The organism is Pseudorhodoferax sp. (assembly GCF_047601025.1).
Classification (GTDB): domain Bacteria; phylum Pseudomonadota; class Gammaproteobacteria; order Burkholderiales; family Burkholderiaceae_C; genus Pseudorhodoferax.
This window is the reverse complement of the sequence record NZ_JASGJZ010000001.1, coordinates 3,726,171-3,740,878: the sequence shown is the minus strand read 5'-3', so window position 1 is coordinate 3,740,878 and position 14,708 is coordinate 3,726,171. Positions and strand designations below refer to the sequence as shown.

Annotated in this window: 18 protein-coding genes; 13 read left to right on the top strand and 5 right to left on the bottom strand. The window is 72.2% G+C overall.

Going from position 1 to position 14,708, the window contains the following annotated elements; translation table 11 throughout:
- The first annotated feature begins 47 nt into the window (after positions 1-47).
- From QM782_RS17540 to QM782_RS17485, 12 genes are all read left to right on the top strand, one after another.
- Complete coding sequence (locus tag QM782_RS17540; protein WP_415204178.1) at positions 48-1,055, top strand: ligase-associated DNA damage response exonuclease; 1,008 nt, start codon at positions 48-50, stop codon at positions 1,053-1,055.
- Positions 1,052-2,764, top strand: a complete 1,713-nt coding sequence (locus tag QM782_RS17535; RefSeq protein WP_415204177.1) for an ATP-dependent DNA ligase — start codon at positions 1,052-1,054, stop codon at positions 2,762-2,764. The genes QM782_RS17540 and QM782_RS17535 overlap by 4 nt, the downstream gene beginning before the upstream one ends.
- A gap of 15 nt (positions 2,765-2,779) precedes the next feature.
- The gene (folE, locus tag QM782_RS17530; RefSeq protein WP_415205677.1) at positions 2,780-3,511 is read left to right on the top strand and encodes a GTP cyclohydrolase I; all 732 of its coding nucleotides are present in this window, start codon (positions 2,780-2,782) and stop codon (positions 3,509-3,511) included.
- 5 nt (positions 3,512-3,516) lie between these two features.
- A complete protein-coding gene (locus tag QM782_RS17525) occupies positions 3,517-3,939 on the top strand; it encodes a BLUF domain-containing protein (RefSeq protein WP_415204176.1) in 423 nt (140 codons plus the stop codon).
- Positions 3,940-4,096: 157 nt separating this feature from the next.
- Positions 4,097-4,474 carry a response regulator gene (locus QM782_RS17520; RefSeq protein ID WP_415204175.1) on the top strand — a complete coding sequence of 126 codons (378 nt, stop codon included), beginning with the start codon at positions 4,097-4,099 and terminating at the stop codon, positions 4,472-4,474.
- A 273-nt stretch (positions 4,475-4,747) separates the two neighbouring features.
- On the top strand, positions 4,748-6,094 hold the full coding sequence (locus tag QM782_RS17515) for a CHASE3 domain-containing protein (protein WP_415205676.1): 1,347 nt from the start codon (positions 4,748-4,750) through the stop codon (positions 6,092-6,094).
- Between the two features lie 167 nt (positions 6,095-6,261).
- On the top strand, positions 6,262-6,426 hold the full coding sequence (locus QM782_RS17510; protein WP_415204174.1) for a DUF1328 domain-containing protein: 165 nt from the start codon (positions 6,262-6,264) through the stop codon (positions 6,424-6,426).
- A gap of 69 nt (positions 6,427-6,495) precedes the next feature.
- On the top strand, positions 6,496-6,909 hold the full coding sequence (locus QM782_RS17505) for a hypothetical protein (protein WP_415204173.1): 414 nt from the start codon (positions 6,496-6,498) through the stop codon (positions 6,907-6,909).
- Between the two features lie 27 nt (positions 6,910-6,936).
- Entirely contained in the window at positions 6,937-7,320 is a 384-nt protein-coding gene (locus QM782_RS17500) for a hypothetical protein (RefSeq protein WP_415204172.1), read from the top strand.
- Positions 7,310-7,741: a hypothetical protein gene (locus QM782_RS17495; RefSeq protein ID WP_415204171.1), complete on the top strand. Its 432-nt coding sequence runs from the start codon at positions 7,310-7,312 to the stop codon at positions 7,739-7,741. Before QM782_RS17500 ends, QM782_RS17495 begins: the two co-directional genes overlap by 11 nt.
- A 167-nt stretch (positions 7,742-7,908) precedes the next feature.
- Complete coding sequence (locus tag QM782_RS17490; protein WP_415204170.1) at positions 7,909-8,226, top strand: BON domain-containing protein; 318 nt, start codon at positions 7,909-7,911, stop codon at positions 8,224-8,226.
- Positions 8,227-8,310: 84 nt separating this feature from the next.
- Entirely contained in the window at positions 8,311-9,489 is a 1,179-nt protein-coding gene (locus QM782_RS17485) for a putative zinc-binding metallopeptidase (RefSeq protein WP_415204169.1), read from the top strand.
- 48 nt (positions 9,490-9,537) lie between these two features.
- On the opposite strand, the gene QM782_RS17480 is transcribed toward QM782_RS17485, so the two are convergent.
- Positions 9,538-9,981: a BON domain-containing protein gene (locus QM782_RS17480; RefSeq protein WP_415204168.1), complete on the bottom strand. Its 444-nt coding sequence runs from the start codon at positions 9,979-9,981 to the stop codon at positions 9,538-9,540.
- An 11-nt stretch (positions 9,982-9,992) separates the two neighbouring features.
- Positions 9,993-10,190 (bottom strand): CsbD family protein, encoded by a 198-nt coding sequence (locus QM782_RS17475; RefSeq protein ID WP_415204167.1) that lies wholly within the window; start codon positions 10,188-10,190, stop codon positions 9,993-9,995.
- 195 nt (positions 10,191-10,385) lie between these two features.
- On the opposite strand from QM782_RS17475, the gene QM782_RS17470 reads away from it, so the two are divergent.
- On the top strand, positions 10,386-11,255 hold the full coding sequence (locus QM782_RS17470; RefSeq protein ID WP_415204166.1) for a TIGR00730 family Rossman fold protein: 870 nt from the start codon (positions 10,386-10,388) through the stop codon (positions 11,253-11,255).
- On the opposite strand, the gene QM782_RS17465 is transcribed toward QM782_RS17470, so the two are convergent.
- Genes QM782_RS17465 through QM782_RS17455 form a run of 3 tightly spaced genes read right to left on the bottom strand, consistent with a single transcriptional unit; the run spans position 11,243 to position 14,704 of the window.
- Complete coding sequence (locus tag QM782_RS17465) at positions 11,243-12,421, bottom strand: MFS transporter (RefSeq protein ID WP_415204165.1); 1,179 nt, start codon at positions 12,419-12,421, stop codon at positions 11,243-11,245. The genes QM782_RS17470 and QM782_RS17465 overlap by 13 nt on opposite strands.
- A complete protein-coding gene (locus tag QM782_RS17460) occupies positions 12,418-13,728 on the bottom strand; it encodes a DNA recombination protein RmuC (protein WP_415204164.1) in 1,311 nt (436 codons plus the stop codon). The genes QM782_RS17465 and QM782_RS17460 overlap by 4 nt, the downstream gene beginning before the upstream one ends.
- Positions 13,721-14,704: a 2-hydroxyacid dehydrogenase gene (locus QM782_RS17455; RefSeq protein WP_415205675.1), complete on the bottom strand. Its 984-nt coding sequence runs from the start codon at positions 14,702-14,704 to the stop codon at positions 13,721-13,723. Before QM782_RS17455 ends, QM782_RS17460 begins: the two co-directional genes overlap by 8 nt.
- Positions 14,705-14,708: the final 4 nt, after the last annotated feature.

Here is a 14,708-nt window from a genome sequence, read left to right as displayed (position 1 = left end):
GGCGCGCCCGGGCCCGACCGCCACGCGCCGCCCGCGCTGAGCAGGCCATGGCCGACCTCGTCGTCCAGCGCCCCGAAGGCCTGTACTGCCCGCCCGGCGATTTCTACATCGACCCCTGGCGGCCGGTCGAACGCGCGGTGATCACGCACGCGCATGCGGACCACGCACGGCCCGGCCACCGCCACTACCTCGCCGCGGCCGCCGGCGAGGGCGTGCTGCGCCAGCGCCTGGGCGACATCGCGCTGCAGACGCTGCCGTACGGGGAGCGCATCGTGCACCACGGCGTGGAGCTGTCGCTGCACCCGGCCGGCCACGTGCTGGGCTCGGCCCAGGTGCGGCTGGCGCACGCGGGACGGGTGTGGGTCGCCAGCGGCGACTACAAGGTCGCGCCGGACCCGACCTGCGCCCCGTTCGAGCCACAGCGCTGCGACGTGTTCATCACCGAATCGACCTTCGGCCTGCCGATCTACCGCTGGCGCGCCGATGCCGAGCTGTTCGCCGAGGTCGACGCCTGGTGGCAGGCCAACGCCGAGGCCGGCCGCGCCAGCGTGCTGGCCTGCTACAGCTTCGGCAAGGCCCAGCGCATCCTGGCCGGGGTGAACGCGGCGATCGGGCCGATCCTGGTGCATGGCGCGGTCGAACCGCTGAACGCCGCCTACCGCGCCGCCGGCGTGGCCCTGCCCGCCACCGCGCTCGCCACCGAGGTGGCGGACCGTGCCCTGCTGCGCCGCGCGCTGGTGCTGTGCCCGCCCAGCGCCGTGGCCAGCCCCTGGGCGCGGCGCTTCGGCGAGTTCTCCAGCGCCTTCGCCAGCGGCTGGATGCAGCTGCGCGGCGCGCGCCGGCGCGGCGGCTACGACCGCGGCTTCGTGCTGTCCGACCACGCGGACTGGCCCGGCCTGCTGCAGGCCATCGGCGCCACCGGCGCCGGCCGCGTGATCGTCACGCACGGCAGCACCGCGGCCCTGGTGCGCTACCTGACCGAGCAGGGACTGCAGGCCGGCGCGTTCCGGACCGAGTACGGCGACGACGCGCTGGAGCCGGAGGGCGCCGCATGAAGCGATTCGCGCAGCTGTTCAGCGAACTGGACGCCACCACCTCCACCGCCGCCAAGGTGCAGGCGCTGCAGCGCTACTTCGCCGCCGCGCCGCCGGCCGACGCGGCCTGGGCCGTGTACTTCCTGGCCGGCGGCAAGCCACGCCAGGTGGTGCGCACGGCCACGCTGCGCGCGCTGGCCCGCGAGATGGCCGGCATCCCGGACTGGCTGTTCGAGGAGTGCTACCAGGCCGTCGGCGACCTGGCCGAGACCATCGCCCACGTGCTGCCGCTGGGCAGCGCCGGCGGCAGCACACTGGGCCTGGCAGCCTGGGTCGAGCAGCGGCTGCTGCCGCTGCGCGGCCTGCCCGAGGCCGAGGTCGCGGCCCGCGTGCGCGGCTACTTTCAGGAGCTCGATCCGCAGGGCCGCTTCCTGCTGGTCAAGCTGGTCGGTGGCGGCTGGCGCGTCGGCGTCAGCAAGCTGCTGGTGCAGCGCGCGCTGGCCGCGCACGCAGGCGTGGACGCCCGGCGCGTGGCCCAGCGCATGATGGGCTACACCGATGCGCGCAGCCTGCCGACGCCCGAGCGCCTGCACGCACTGACGCACGATGCGCCGGGCCAGCCCGCCGAGCCCGGCCTGCCCTACCCCTTCTTCCTCGCGCACCAGCTCGACGCGCCGCCAGCCGACCTGGCCCTGCGGCTCGGCCCCGTGGCCGACTGGCAGGTGGAATGGAAGTACGACGGCATCCGCGGCCAGATCGTCCGGCGCGCCGGCCAGGCCTGGCTGTGGTCGCGCGGCGAGGAACTGGTGACCGAGCGCTTCCCCGAGATCGCCGCCGCCGCGGCCACGCTGCCGGACGGCTGCGTGCTGGACGGCGAGATCCTGGTCTGGCCGGACGGCGCGCCGCAGCCCGCGCCGTTCGCCCCGCTGCAGCAGCGCATCGGCCGCAAGACGCTGACGCGCAAGCTGCTGGCCGAGCTGCCGGCCCGGTTCGTGGCCTACGACCTGCTGGAGCTGGACGGCGCGGACTGCCGCGCCCTGCCCCAGCGCGAGCGCCGCACGCTGCTGGAACGCCTGCTCGCCGGGCATCCGTCCCTGCGCCTGTCGCCGCTGGTACCCGGCGCCGACTGGCCGGCGCTGGCCGCCGCGCGCGCCCGGTCGCGCGAGGATGGCGTCGAGGGCCTGATGCTCAAGCACCGCGACGCCGCCTACGGCACCGGGCGCACCCGGCAGGGCGGCCTGTGGTGGAAATGGAAGATCGACCCGATGACGGTGGATGCGGTGCTGGTCTACGCCCAGGCCGGCCACGGCCGCCGCGCTTCGGTCTACACCGACTACACCTTCGCGGTCTGGAGCCGCACGCCGCGGGATGCCGCCGAGGCCCAGGCCGTGCTCGACGCCATCGCCGCGCGCCGCCCGGCCGAGCCGGGCGCGCTGCAGCTGGTCGCCTTCGCCAAGGCCTATTCGGGCCTGACCGACGAAGAGTTCCGCCGCGTGGACGCCGTGATCCGCCGAACCACGCTGGAGAAGTTCGGCCCGGTGCGCAGCGTGCGGCCCAGCCTGGTGTTCGAGCTGGGCTTCGAAGGCATCGCGCGCAGCCCGCGGCACAAGAGCGGCATCGCGGTGCGCTTCCCGCGCATGCTGCGCATCCGCGGCGACAAGCCGCTGCACGAAGCCGGCACGCTGGCCGAGCTGGAGGCGCTGCTGCCCGCCGCGGGGGTGCTGCGTTAATATTCCACGATGCTCATGCACCCGCCTGGCGCAGCAGCGCTGTCCCCCCAAACGTCCGAAGACGAAGGCACGCCGGTCTCGGTCAAGATCCGCGAACGGCTGGTGGCCGCCAGGAAGCGCTTCAACGCCAACGACAACATCGCCGACTTCATCAAGCCCGGCGAACTGGAGCAATTGCTCGACGAGGTCACGCACAAGATGGAGGGCGTGCTGTCCAGCATGGTCATCGACACCGAGGGCGACCACAACACCGGCGACACCGCGCGCCGCGTGGCCAAGATGTACGTGAACGAGGTGTTCCGTGGCCGCTACGTCCAGCCGCCCAGCATCACCGAGTTCCCGAACGCCGAGCACCTGAACGAGCTGATGATCGTCGGCCCGATCACCGTGCGCAGCGCCTGCTCGCACCACTTCTGCCCGGTGATCGGCAAGGTCTGGATCGGCGTGATGCCCAACGAGCACACCAACGTGATCGGCCTGTCCAAGTACGCGCGGCTGGCCGAGTGGATCATGGGCCGCCCGCAGATCCAAGAGGAAGCCGTGGTGCAACTGGCGGACCTGATCATGGAGAAGACCCAGCCCGACGGCCTGGCCATCGTGATGCAGGCCAGCCACTACTGCATGGCCTGGCGCGGCGTGAAGGACATGGACAGCAAGATGATCAACTCGGTCATGCGCGGCGTGTTCCTGAAGGATCCCAACCTGCGCCGCGAATTCCTCGCGCTGATCCCCCAACGCAAAGGCTGAACGACATGCTGGTACGCCTGCTGTACGCCAGCCGCGCCGTGGACACCGGCGCGCAGGCCATCGAGAACATCCTGGCCGAGGGCCGCTCCCACAACCCGCAGTGCGGCATCACCGGCATCCTGTGCTATGGCGGCGGCATCTTCCTGCAGGCGATCGAGGGCGGCCGCGCCGCCGTCAACGCGCTGTACGCCCACATCCAGAAGGATGCACGCCACAAGGACGTGACGCTGCTGCACTACGAGGAGATCTCCGAGCGCCGGTTCGGCGGCTGGACCATGGGCCAGGCCAACCTGAACAAGCTGAACCACTCGATCCTGCTGAAGTACTCCGAAAAGGCCGAGCTGGACCCCTATGCCGTCTCCGGCAAGGTGTCGCTGGCGCTGCTGGAGGAACTGATGGCCACGGCCTCCATCATCGGCCGGGCGTAGCGCGCCGGCCCGCCGGCGGCCTGTAGGCCGGCTCCTACGGCGAACGGCCCGGCCCGCTGGCAGAATGCGCGGACCCGGCGGCCGTAAAGTGCGGCCAGCCTCCCCCGCACGCCGCCAGAGCTGCCATCCGGAGCCCGCAGTCCGACAGAACACCACCGTGGCGCTCAGAACCTACATCGTCGAAGACAACCCGACCATCCGCGAGAACCTCGTCGCGACGCTGGAGGAACTGGCCAACATCGAAGCCGTAGGCAGCGCCGAGACCGAAAACGAAGGCAAGGCCTGGCTGGTCGGCAACGCCCAGCGCTGGGATCTGGCGATCGTCGACCTGTTTCTCAAGCAGGGCAGCGGCCTGGGCATCCTGAACGCCTGCCGCGACCGCGCGCCCGGGCAGAAGCTGGTGGTGCTGTCCAACTACGCGACGCCCGACATCCGCAAGCGCTGCGCCCAGCTGGGCGTGGACGCCGTGTTCGACAAGTCCAACGAGATCGACGCCCTGATCGATTTCTGCGTCGAGCACGCGGCGAAGACCTGAGAAGCCGTGAACGCATCCCTCACGCCCACGCGAGGTGCCCGATGAGCGTTCACGTGCATCGCCAACACCATGCCCGGGGCCTCACCCTTCGGGCCGGGGCATGCCAAGCCCCATGCAGGCGTTGCAGTCCTTCCCCAGGCACCAGCGGCCCGTCCCTACGCCCGTGGCCTGGCGCACCCCGTCGTGGGCGCGATCGATCCATTCTCGGCTTCTGAGCCCGTGAGCGCGCCGCACCCGCGCCCCCGACGGCCGCGCTGGCTGTCCATCCCCAAGATGGCGATCAGCCTGCCGCTGGCCCTGCTGGCGACCGTGGCGCTGATCGTGATCAACGAGACCGGCCACAGCCGCGCGATGGAAGCGCTGGCGAGCATGTCGCACGTGCAGCAGACGCGCGCCGCCGTCACGCAGCTGCTGCAGCGCATGCTGGACGCCGAGACCGGCCAGCGCGGCTACCTGCTGACCGGTGACGAGCGCTACCTGCAGCCCTACGAGAACGCCACGGCCGTGATCGCGCAGAACCTGGACCTGCTGCGCAGCCAGTACCTGCACGACCGGGCGGAGATGAGCATCTTCGCCGAACTGTCGCGCAACGTGCAGCGCAAGCTGGCGGAGATGGACGTCAGCGTGCGGCTGCGCAAGCAGGGCCACGAGGACGCCTGGAAGTTCGTGCTCGGCACCGGCGTCGGCCAGGAGCACATGGACGCGATCCGCGAACAATCGGGGCTGCTGCTGCAGACCGCCATGCGGCGCCAGGCCGCCAGCGAGGAACAGATCACCGAGGCGCTGCAGCGCTCGCGCATCGGCGTGGCCCTGGTCGCGCTGGTCGGCCTGCTGGCCTTCTACATGTACCTGCGCCAGACGCGACGGCTGCAGGCCGTGGACCAGCGCGTGCAGGAAGACCTGCAGCGCGAGCGCGACCAGCTGGGCCAGTTGGTCAAGGATCGCACCGCCAGCCTGGCCGAGCTGGCCACGCACCTGCAGCAGGTGCGCGAGCGCGAGCGCGGCCACCTCGCGCGCGAGCTGCACGACGAACTGGGCGCGCTGCTGACCGCCGCCAAGCTCGACGTGGCGCGGCTGAAGTCGCGCTTGGGCAACGACGCGCCGGACGCGCTGCAGCGCCTGCAGCACCTGACCGACACGCTGAACAGCGGCATCGCGCTGAAGCGCCGCATCATCGAGGACCTGCGCCCCTCCTCGCTGACCAACCTGGGGCTGGTGACCTCGCTGGAGATCCTGGCGCGCGAGTTCGGCGAACGCTCGGGGCTGCAGGTGACCACCAGCCTGGAGCCGGTGGAGCTCGACGAGGCCTCCGAGCTCACCGTCTATCGGTTGGTGCAGGAGTCGCTGACCAACATCAGCAAGTACGCCCGCGCCAGCCAGGTCGAGGTGCGCATGGAGCACCTGGGCAACCACATGCGCGTGGAGGTGCAGGACGACGGCCAGGGCTTCGACACCGGCAAGACCATGCCGGCCGACAGCCATGGCCTGGCCGGCATGCGCCACCGCGTCGAGGCCGCCGGCGGGCGGCTGAGCATCACCTCGGCGCCGGGCCAGGGCACGCGCGTGGCCGCGACGCTGCCGATGGCCACCGCCGCCACGCCGGCGGACGGCACGGCCTGAAGCCACCGCATGGCGCAGGTCGGCAGACTCCTACGCGGCCAGCGCGCCGCTGCCGACGAAGCGATCCGCCGGCAGCCGATCCAGCAGGGCCGGCAGATTCCATAAGCTGGCGCCAGACCAGATCGCAGCCACCGACCGGTCGCATCACCAGCCCCAGGAGATCCGCCATGTTGCATTACTCGGTTGTCTTTCTCGTCATCGCGCTGATCGCCGCGGTGTTCGGTTTCGGCGGCATCGCGGCCGGCGCGGTCGAGATCGCCAAGATCCTGTTCTTCATCTTCCTGATCATGGCCGTCGTAGGCTTCGTCGTGAGCCTGGTACGCCGCAACTAGCGGCAATCCGCCCGCCGGCCCACAATGCTCGCTCACCCCTTCCAAGAACAGTCAACGAGGAAACCTGCCATGCACCCTTCCACCGAAGACCGCCTGTCCCGCGACGCCGAACAACTCGGCCGCCACGTCACCGACCGGGTGATGCACACCGCCCAGGAAGCCGTCTCCTCGACGCGGGATTTCGCCAACCAGGCGCTCGACGGCGCCGACCGCACGGTGCGCCGCCTGCGCGACCGCCTCGACCCCACCGTCGAGCAACTGGCGGCCAGCGCCCAGCGGCTGGCGCACCGCAGCCTGGACCTGGCGAACGAGACCGGCGCCCGCGCCCAGCGCTCGCTGCGCCAGTACGCCGATGCCACCGAACGCTACGTCTCCGACCAGCCGGTGCGTGCGATCCTGATCGCCGCCGCGGCCGGCGCGGTGATCGCGGCACTGGCCCTGGCGTCCGCGCGCCGCCGCCGCGACCCACGCGACACGCGCTGACACACCGACGCCCGCAGAGCCGCCGCCATGCTGCACCCCATCTTCTCGACGGTCGTCGCGCGGCCGGATCTGGTCGTGGACCACCTCTCCGCCTACGTGACCCTGGCCGGCGAGGAAGCGGCGGCGACCGGCCGGGAATTCAAGCGGCGCATGCTCGCCTGGGCGGTCGCCGGCGTTGCCGCGCTGCTGTTCGTGGCGTTCGCCGGCATCGCGGCGATGCTGGCGGCCGTCAACGGCCAGTTCCATTGGGCGCTGGCCGCCGTGCCCGGCGCGGCGCTGCTGGTCGCGCTGCTGGCCCTGCTGGCCGGCCGCGCCGGCAGCGGCGCGCCACGCTTCGCCGAACTGCGCCGCCAGGTCGCCGCCGACGTCGGCCTGCTGCGCGCCAGCAGAGATGCCCGCCATGGACACTGAGCCGACGACGCCGCAGCAGCCCCCGCTGACGCCCGCGGAGCGGCTGGATGCCACGCGTGCCGCGATCGCGCTCCAGCTCGCCCGCCGGCGGCGCCGGCCGCGGGCGGCGGAGCCGCAGGAGCCGGCGCGCGGCTTCCTGCCGCGCGTGCGGCGCGCCGCCCGCGTCTGGTGGGATTCGCATCCGGTCCACGATGCGGTGGCGGTGGCCCGGCCCGCATTGGAGGACTACGCCCACGCGCGGCCCTACCGGCTGGTCGGCATCGCGGCCGGCATCGGCGCCGGCCTGGCGCTGCTGCGCGGCTGGCGGCTGCTGCCGCTGACCGGCCTCGTGCTGGCGCTGATGAAGTCGTCCGACGTGAAGGCCACCGTGCAGTCGTTCGCCGCTGCGCCCGGCGCACCAGGCGAACCGCTGGCACCATGAATACCGATGGCCTGCCGGGCCCGCGGCCCGGCCGCCCAGAGCTCTTTCTCCGTGAGGAGGAGGACATGCGTCGCTCCCTGCGGCACATGACGAGTCGGCGGGCCTCGTGCAGCCCGCCGCGCTTGCATCCCAGTGCACCACAACAATCCAAGACCAAGGAGCTCTCCATGCGCTACATCCGTCCCATCGCCTTTGCCCTGGCTGCCGCACTGAACGTGGCCGTCATCACCGGCTGCGCCGTCGCGCGCAACCAGGAAACCGTGGGCGCCTACGTCGACGACGCGGCCATCACCACCGCCGTCAAGGCCAAGTTCATCGAGGACAAGACGGTGGACGCCGGCGCCATCAACGTGCAGACGCTGAACGGCACCGTGGCCCTGTCCGGTTTCGCCAAGTCCAATGCCGAACGCAGCCGGGCCGAGACGCTGGCGCGCAGCGTCAAGGGCGTGCGCGAAGTGCGCAACACGCTGGCCGTGCGCCCCTGATACGGGCCGCCGCGCCCCATGGGTGGGGGGCGTGCGCCGGGACGGCGCGCGCCCCTTTTTTCGGGTCCTTGCCGGGAGCATTCCATGCAGATCTTCAGCTGCGACCACTGCGGTCACCCCGTCTTCTTCGAGAACGTGCAGTGCCTGTACTGCGGCAGCGCGCTCGCGTTCATTCCCGAGCTCATGGCGGTGGCGGCGATCGAGCCGGTGCCGGACCCGCCGCCTGCCGCCGACGGCGCCCCCACCGCCCCGCTGTGGCAGCGCCGTGCCGCCGACGATGCGGCGCCGGCGGACGCGGTGCCGCCGCACTACCGCCTGTGCGACAACCAGGTGCACCACCAGGCCTGCAACTTCACCGTGGCGCAGGACGATCCGAACCCGCTGTGCATGTCGTGCCGGCAGACCCGCATGCTGCCGGACCTGTCGGTGCCGGAAAACCTGACGCGCTGGATGCGCATCGAGACCGCCAAGCGCCGGCTGCTGTACACCCTGCTGCGGCTGGGCCTGGCCGATCCGCGCGCCGACGACGGCCCGGTCTACGAATTCCTGGCCGACCTGCCCGGCGAACCGCCGGTGATGACCGGCCACGCCAGCGGCGTCATCACGCTGAACGTGGCCGAGGCCGACGACGATGAGCGCGCGCGCCGCCGCGTCGAGCTGTTCGAGCCGTACCGCACGCTGCTGGGCCACCTGCGCCACGAGAGCGGGCACTACTACTGGGACCGGCTGATCCGCGACGATCCCGACCGCCTGGCGGCGTTCCGCGCGCTGTTCGGCGACGAGAGCATGGACTACATGCAGGCGCTGCAGGCGCACTACGCCGCCGGCGACCAGCGCCCGGACTGGCGGCCGGACTTCGTCAGCGCCTATGCCGCCGCCCACCCGTGGGAAGACTGGGCCGAGACCTGGGCCCACTACCTGCACATGGTGGACCTGCTGGAGACCGCGGCCTCCTACCGCACCCGCATCGTGCTGCCCGGCACCGACGGCGCGCAGCGCAGCCGCACGGCCGATCCGTTCGATGCCAACAGCGACTTCGACGCCTGGATCGACCAGTGGGTCCCGGTGACGCTGCTGCTGAACAGCCTGAACCGCAGCCTGGGCCAGGACGACGCCTACCCGTTCGCGCTGAGCGAGAACGCCCTGCGCAAGCTGCGCTTCGTGCACGACGTGATCGCCCAGGCCGGGCAGCGGGTGGCGCCGGCGGCACCGGAACCGGTCCCGCAACCCCAGGCCGCGCCCGACCAGGCGATGACGGCCTGAACCCGGGCTGCCGCGGCCGGCCTGCGGCCCGCCGCAGCAGACAGGGGATCAACCGGCCCGCACCTGCAGGTTGTTGTTCACGCCGGCCACCCCCTCGACCGCATGGACCAGGGTGGTGGCGCGCTGCTTGGCCGCCTCGGACGGCGCCGGGCCGGTCAGCGTGACGACGCCCGACTTGGTGTCGACATCGATCTTCATCGCCGAAAGGTCGGGATCCTTCGCCAGGCTGGCGTTGACCGCGGCCGTGATCGCCATGTCGTCCACCCGGCGCTCCACGTTCTGCGCGGCACGGCTCGCATCCTCGCGCAATTCCCCGGCCGCCTGCTCGGTGCGCTGGACGGCGGCATCGACCCGCTGCCCCACGGTGGGCTCGGTGGCCGGCGCCGTGCCGGCCGTGTCCACGCGCTCGCCGCAGGCCGCCAGGCCCAGTGCCAGCGCGCCGACCGCCAGCGCACCGGCCAGGCGCGCGTGGCGTTCGTGCGTCGTGTGCATGCCCGGCCTCCTCACAGCTTGTCGATCGCGTCCTTGGCCTTGTCCTTGGCGGCCTCGCGCGCGTCGCCGAAGTGCTTCTCGGCCTTGCCCAGGTTCTTCTGCACGTTCCCTTCGGCTTCCAGCGCGGCGTTGCCGGTGACCTTGCCGGCGACTTCCTTCACGGCACCCTTGGCCTGCTCGACGCGGCCGGTGATCTGGTTCTTGTTCATGGCGGTTTCCTTTCCTGGAGAGGTGGATGGAAGTGGAAGGCCCGCGGTGAGGCAGGGCCTGGCGTCATGATGCGTGCCGCCCGGCGGCCGGCCTGTCGGCCGCGGCCGAACCCGCCGTAGGACGCGGACGGCGCGCAACGCCAGCCGGGGAAACCCGCAGCCGCCAGACGGTTTGCGCGCACAATGCCGCCCACCATGGAAAACACCGACACGCTCGACAAACTCAACGTGGATGTCGCCGGCGCCTGGGCCCAGATCCAGGCGCATGCCGACCGCGGCGAAGCACTGCAGGCCGACGCCTACCGGCTGGCATTCGCGGACCCGGAATTCCTGCTGCGGCGCGAGACGCGCGGCATCCGCTTCCAGCTCGAGATGCTCAAGCCCGACCTGGAGCAGCAGGCCCAGGGCATCGAGCACACCATCGTGGTGTACGGCAGCGCGCGCTTTCCGCCGCCCGAGCAAGCCGAGCTGGAACTGGCCGCGGCGCGCCAGAGCGGCGACGAAGCCGCGCTGCGGCTGGCCGAGCGGCGCTGCCGCAACGCCCGCTACTACGACCAGGCGCGCCAGTTCGCGCGCCTGGTGGCCACCTACGGCAAGGAGCGCCCACCCGCAGAGCGCATCTACATCTGCACCGGCGGCGGCCCCGGCATCATGGAGGCGGCCAACCGCGGCGCGCACGACATGGGGGCGCAGAACGTGGGCTTCTCGATCGCGCTGCCGCACGAGCAGAGCGGCAACCGCTACGTCACGCCCAGCCTGAGCTTCAAGTTCCACTACTTCGCGCTGCGCAAGATGCATTTCATGATGCGCGCGAAGGCGCTGGTGGCCTTCCCGGGCGGCTTCGGCACGCTGGACGAGCTGTTCGAGGTCCTGACGCTGGTGCAGACCGGCAAGGCGCGGCCGGTGCCCATCATCCTGTTCGGCACGGAGTACTGGCAGCGCCTGCTGCACCTGGACGTGCTGGTCGAGGAAGGCGCGATCTCGCCGGACGACCTGAAGCTGGTCACCTACGTGGACACGCCCCAGGCGGCCTGGGACGCGATCCGGACGTTCTACGGCCTCTGAGTCTCGTCGGGCAGCCCGCGCACCGCGCGGGCACCCGCCGCCACCACGGCGCCGACCACCCAGAACACGCCGCCGATGCCGATCAGCGCGCCGATCGAGCCGAACAGCATCGGCATGGCCACGCTGGAGGCGTTGATCGTCATCAGCCGCAGGCCCAGCGCCTCGCCGTGGCGGTGGCCGGGCGTCATCTGGTGCAGCAGGCTCATGACCATGGGCTGCACCGCGCCCAGCGCGAAGCCCAGCACCACCGAGCACAGCCCCATCAGCCAGGGCGAGTGCAGCAGCGGATAGGCGGCGAACACCAGCGCCGTGACCACGGTGGAGGCGAAGATCACGCCGCGCTCGGTGGTGCGCGCGACGAGCAGCGGCAGCAGCATGCGCACCAGGGCCGCGGCGATCGCGAACGCGCCCAGCAGCGTGCCGATGACGGCCGCGCCCAGGCCGCGCTCGTGGCCCAGCAGCGGCAGCACGAAGGCGTGCACGTCCCAGCTGGAGGACTGCAGCCAGTTCACGAACAGCAGCCGGCGGAACATCGGCTGGCGCAGCAGGTCCCAGGCGCGCGTGCGCTCTCCCCCGGCCGGCGGCGCGGCGGGCGGCACCTCGCGCGCGCCGCGCGCCAGGGCCCAGCAGGCCAGCGGCAGCAGGGCCAGCAGCGCGAACGCCGCGCGGAACGCGAACAGGTCGGCCGGCGTTCGGCCCGCATGGTCGATCAACAGGCCGGCCGCGAACGGCCCGACGAAGTTGGCCGCGGCCGGCGCGATGGCCAGCCAGCTGAACATGCGCCGCAGCTGGTCGGTACCGGCGGCCGCGCGCCCGACGTGGCGCTGCAGCGCGATCACCGAGACGCCGGTGGCGGCGCCGGTCAGCAGCGCGGCCGCGCACAGCGCGGGAAACGCCGGGAACACCAGGGCCAGCGCGGCGCCGGCGAAGGCCGCGCCGACCGCCAGCACCAGCGGCCGCTTCAGCCCGTGCCGGTCGGCGTAGCGGCCGGCCGGCAGCGCCAGGAACACCTGCGTCAGCGCGAACAGCGCGATCAGCACGCCGACCGCCGCGGCGCTGTAGCCCTGCTGCAGCGCCAGCAGCGGCGCGGCCAGCCGCATGCCGGCCATGGTGGCGTGCAGGCAGACCTGGGCCGCGATCAGGCGCAGCAGTTCGGCGCCGCTCATGGTGCCTCGTCTCCGGCCTCGTCCGGCGCCAGCAGGGCCTGCGCCTGGCCATCGGGCAGCGCCTCCACCGCGCGCAGCCGCCGGTTCAGCACGTTGCTGCGCGTCTGCGCCTTGTCCAGCGTGTTCAGCACGGTCTGGGTCTGGCGCTTCACGTCGGCCAGCACGCCGCCGAACTTCAGGAACTCGGTCTTCACCGCGCCCAGCACCTGCCAGACCTCGCTGCTGCGCTGCTCCAGCGCCAGCGTGCGAAACCCCATCTGCAGCGAATTGAGCATGGCCAGCAGCGTGGTCGGGCCGGCCAGCGTGATGCGGTGCTCGCGCTGCAGCGCCTCCAGCAGGCCGGGCCGGCGCAGCACCTCGGCGTACAGCCCCTCGGTCGGCAGGAACAGGATCGCGAAGTCCGTGGTGTGCGGCGGCTCGACGTACTTCTCGGCGATGCCGCGCGCCTCCAGCCGGATGCGCTGCTCCAGCGCGCGGGCCGCGGCCTCGGCCGCCGACGGGTCGGCGCGCTGCTGGGCGTCGAGCAGGCGCTCGTAGTCCTCGTTCGGGAACTTGGCGTCGATCGGCAGCCAGCACGGCGCGCCATCGTCGCCGCGCCCGGGCAGGCGCACGGCGAAGTCCACCGCGTGGCGCTGGCCGGGCCGGGTCGCGACCTGGGCCGCGTACTGGCCGGGCGCGAACACCTGCTCCAGCAGCGCGGCCAGCTGGGCTTCGCCGAACATGCCGCGCGTCTTCACGTTGGACAGCAGGTGCTTGAGGTCGCCCACGCCCTGCGCCAGCGTCTGCATCTCGCCCAGGCCCTTGTGCACCTGCTCCAGGCGTTCGGCCACCTGGCGGAAGCTCTCGCCCAGCCGGGCCTCCAGCGTGCTCTGCAGCCGCTCGTCCACGGTGCGGCGCATCTCCTCGAGCTTGGCGGCGTTGCCGGCCTGCAGTTCGGCCAGGCGCCGCGCATTGGCCTCCGACAGGCCGGAGAGCTGCTGGTGCAGCGTGTCCGACAGGTTCTTGCCCAGCAGCGCGAGCTGCTGGGCGAAGGCGTCGATCTGGGCGTTCTGCGTGCGCGTGGCCTCGGCCGCCTGGGCCAGCAGGGTCTGCTGGAAGCGCGCCATGGCCTGCCCGCTTTCCTGCCGGCCGGCGCGCGCGCCCTCGGCGAGTTCCTGCCGCAGGCCGCGCTCGCTGCGCTCGATCAGGCCGGCCAGCTCGGCCGCACGGTCCGGCGGCGGCCGGCGCGACAGCAGCACCAGCAGCACGATCACGTTCAGGGCCGCCAGCGCCAGCAGCAGCCAGGTGTCCAGCGGCAGCTCAGGCATGCAGCACGGACGGATTCAGCGGATTCAGCGCTTGGCCCTGGGTCAGGTAGCCGATCAGGTTGTCGGCGGCCAGGTTGGCCATGGCCAGCCGGGTCGGGATACTGGCGCTGGCGATGTGCGGCGTGAGCACCACGTTGGGCACGGCCAGCAGTTCCGGGTGCACGCAGGGCTCGCCCTCGAACACGTCCAGCCCGGCGGCGGCGATGCGCCGCTCGCGCAGCGCGGCGGCCAGCGCCGCGTCGTCCACGATGCCGCCGCGCGCGATGTTGACCAGCGTGGCCGTGGGCTTCATCAGCGCCAGCTCGGCCGCGCCGATGGCATGGTGCGAGGCCGGCGAGTACGGCAGCACCAGCACCAGGTGGTCGGCCTGGCGCAGCAGCTCCTCCTTGCCGACGTAGCGGGCCTTGCAGTCGGCCTCCAGCGCCGGCGCCAGGCGCGAGCGGTTGTGGTAGATCACCTGCATGCCGAAGCCGTGGGCGCCGCGCCGCGCGATGCCCTGGCCGATGCGGCCCATGCCCAGGATGCCGAGCGTGGCGCCATGCACGTCGCTGCCGGCGAACAGGTCGTAGCTCCACTGCGTCCACTTGCCGGCGCGCAGGTAGTGCTCGCTCTCGGCGATGCGGCGCGCGGTGGCCATCAGCAGCGCGAAGCCGAAGTCGGCGGTGGTCTCGGTCAGCACGTCGGGCGCGTTGGTGGCCAGCACGCCGCGCGCCGTCATCGCCTCCAGGTCGAAGTTGTTGTAGCCGACGGCCATGTTGGCGGCGATCCTGAGGTCGGGGCAGCGCGCCAGCAGCGCGGCGTCGATGCGCTCGCTGGCGGTCGTGAACACGCCCTGCCTGCCGGCCAGGCGCGCGGCCAGCTCGTCCGCGCTCCAGGTCTCGTCGGCCTGGTTGGCGCTGACCTCGAAATGCTGCGCCAGGCGCTCCAGCACTTCGGGGAACACGGCACGGGCGACGAGGACGGCGGGCTTGGACATGGAG

Bases quoted from the DNA above. Each gene is read 5' to 3' on its own strand.
- QM782_RS17540 (WP_415204178.1), top strand. From the start codon at position 48: ATGGCCGACCTCGTCGTCCAGCGCCCCGAAGGCCTGTACTGCCCGCCC.
- QM782_RS17535 (WP_415204177.1), top strand. From the start codon at position 1,052: ATGAAGCGATTCGCGCAGCTGTTCAGCGAACTGGACGCCACCACCTCC.
- folE (WP_415205677.1), top strand. From the start codon at position 2,780: ATGCACCCGCCTGGCGCAGCAGCGCTGTCCCCCCAAACGTCCGAAGAC.
- QM782_RS17525 (WP_415204176.1), top strand. From the start codon at position 3,517: ATGCTGGTACGCCTGCTGTACGCCAGCCGCGCCGTGGACACCGGCGCG.
- QM782_RS17515 (WP_415205676.1), top strand. From the start codon at position 4,748: ATGGCGATCAGCCTGCCGCTGGCCCTGCTGGCGACCGTGGCGCTGATC.
- QM782_RS17510 (WP_415204174.1), top strand. From the start codon at position 6,262: ATGTTGCATTACTCGGTTGTCTTTCTCGTCATCGCGCTGATCGCCGCG.
- QM782_RS17505 (WP_415204173.1), top strand. From the start codon at position 6,496: ATGCACCCTTCCACCGAAGACCGCCTGTCCCGCGACGCCGAACAACTC.
- QM782_RS17500 (WP_415204172.1), top strand. From the start codon at position 6,937: ATGCTGCACCCCATCTTCTCGACGGTCGTCGCGCGGCCGGATCTGGTC.
- QM782_RS17495 (WP_415204171.1), top strand. From the start codon at position 7,310: ATGGACACTGAGCCGACGACGCCGCAGCAGCCCCCGCTGACGCCCGCG.
- QM782_RS17490 (WP_415204170.1), top strand. From the start codon at position 7,909: ATGCGCTACATCCGTCCCATCGCCTTTGCCCTGGCTGCCGCACTGAAC.
- QM782_RS17485 (WP_415204169.1), top strand. From the start codon at position 8,311: ATGCAGATCTTCAGCTGCGACCACTGCGGTCACCCCGTCTTCTTCGAG.
- QM782_RS17480 (WP_415204168.1), bottom strand. From the start codon at position 9,981: ATGCACACGACGCACGAACGCCACGCGCGCCTGGCCGGTGCGCTGGCG.
- QM782_RS17475 (WP_415204167.1), bottom strand. From the start codon at position 10,190: ATGAACAAGAACCAGATCACCGGCCGCGTCGAGCAGGCCAAGGGTGCC.
- QM782_RS17470 (WP_415204166.1), top strand. From the start codon at position 10,386: ATGGAAAACACCGACACGCTCGACAAACTCAACGTGGATGTCGCCGGC.
- QM782_RS17465 (WP_415204165.1), bottom strand. From the start codon at position 12,421: ATGAGCGGCGCCGAACTGCTGCGCCTGATCGCGGCCCAGGTCTGCCTG.
- QM782_RS17460 (WP_415204164.1), bottom strand. From the start codon at position 13,728: ATGCCTGAGCTGCCGCTGGACACCTGGCTGCTGCTGGCGCTGGCGGCC.
- QM782_RS17455 (WP_415205675.1), bottom strand. From the start codon at position 14,704: ATGTCCAAGCCCGCCGTCCTCGTCGCCCGTGCCGTGTTCCCCGAAGTG.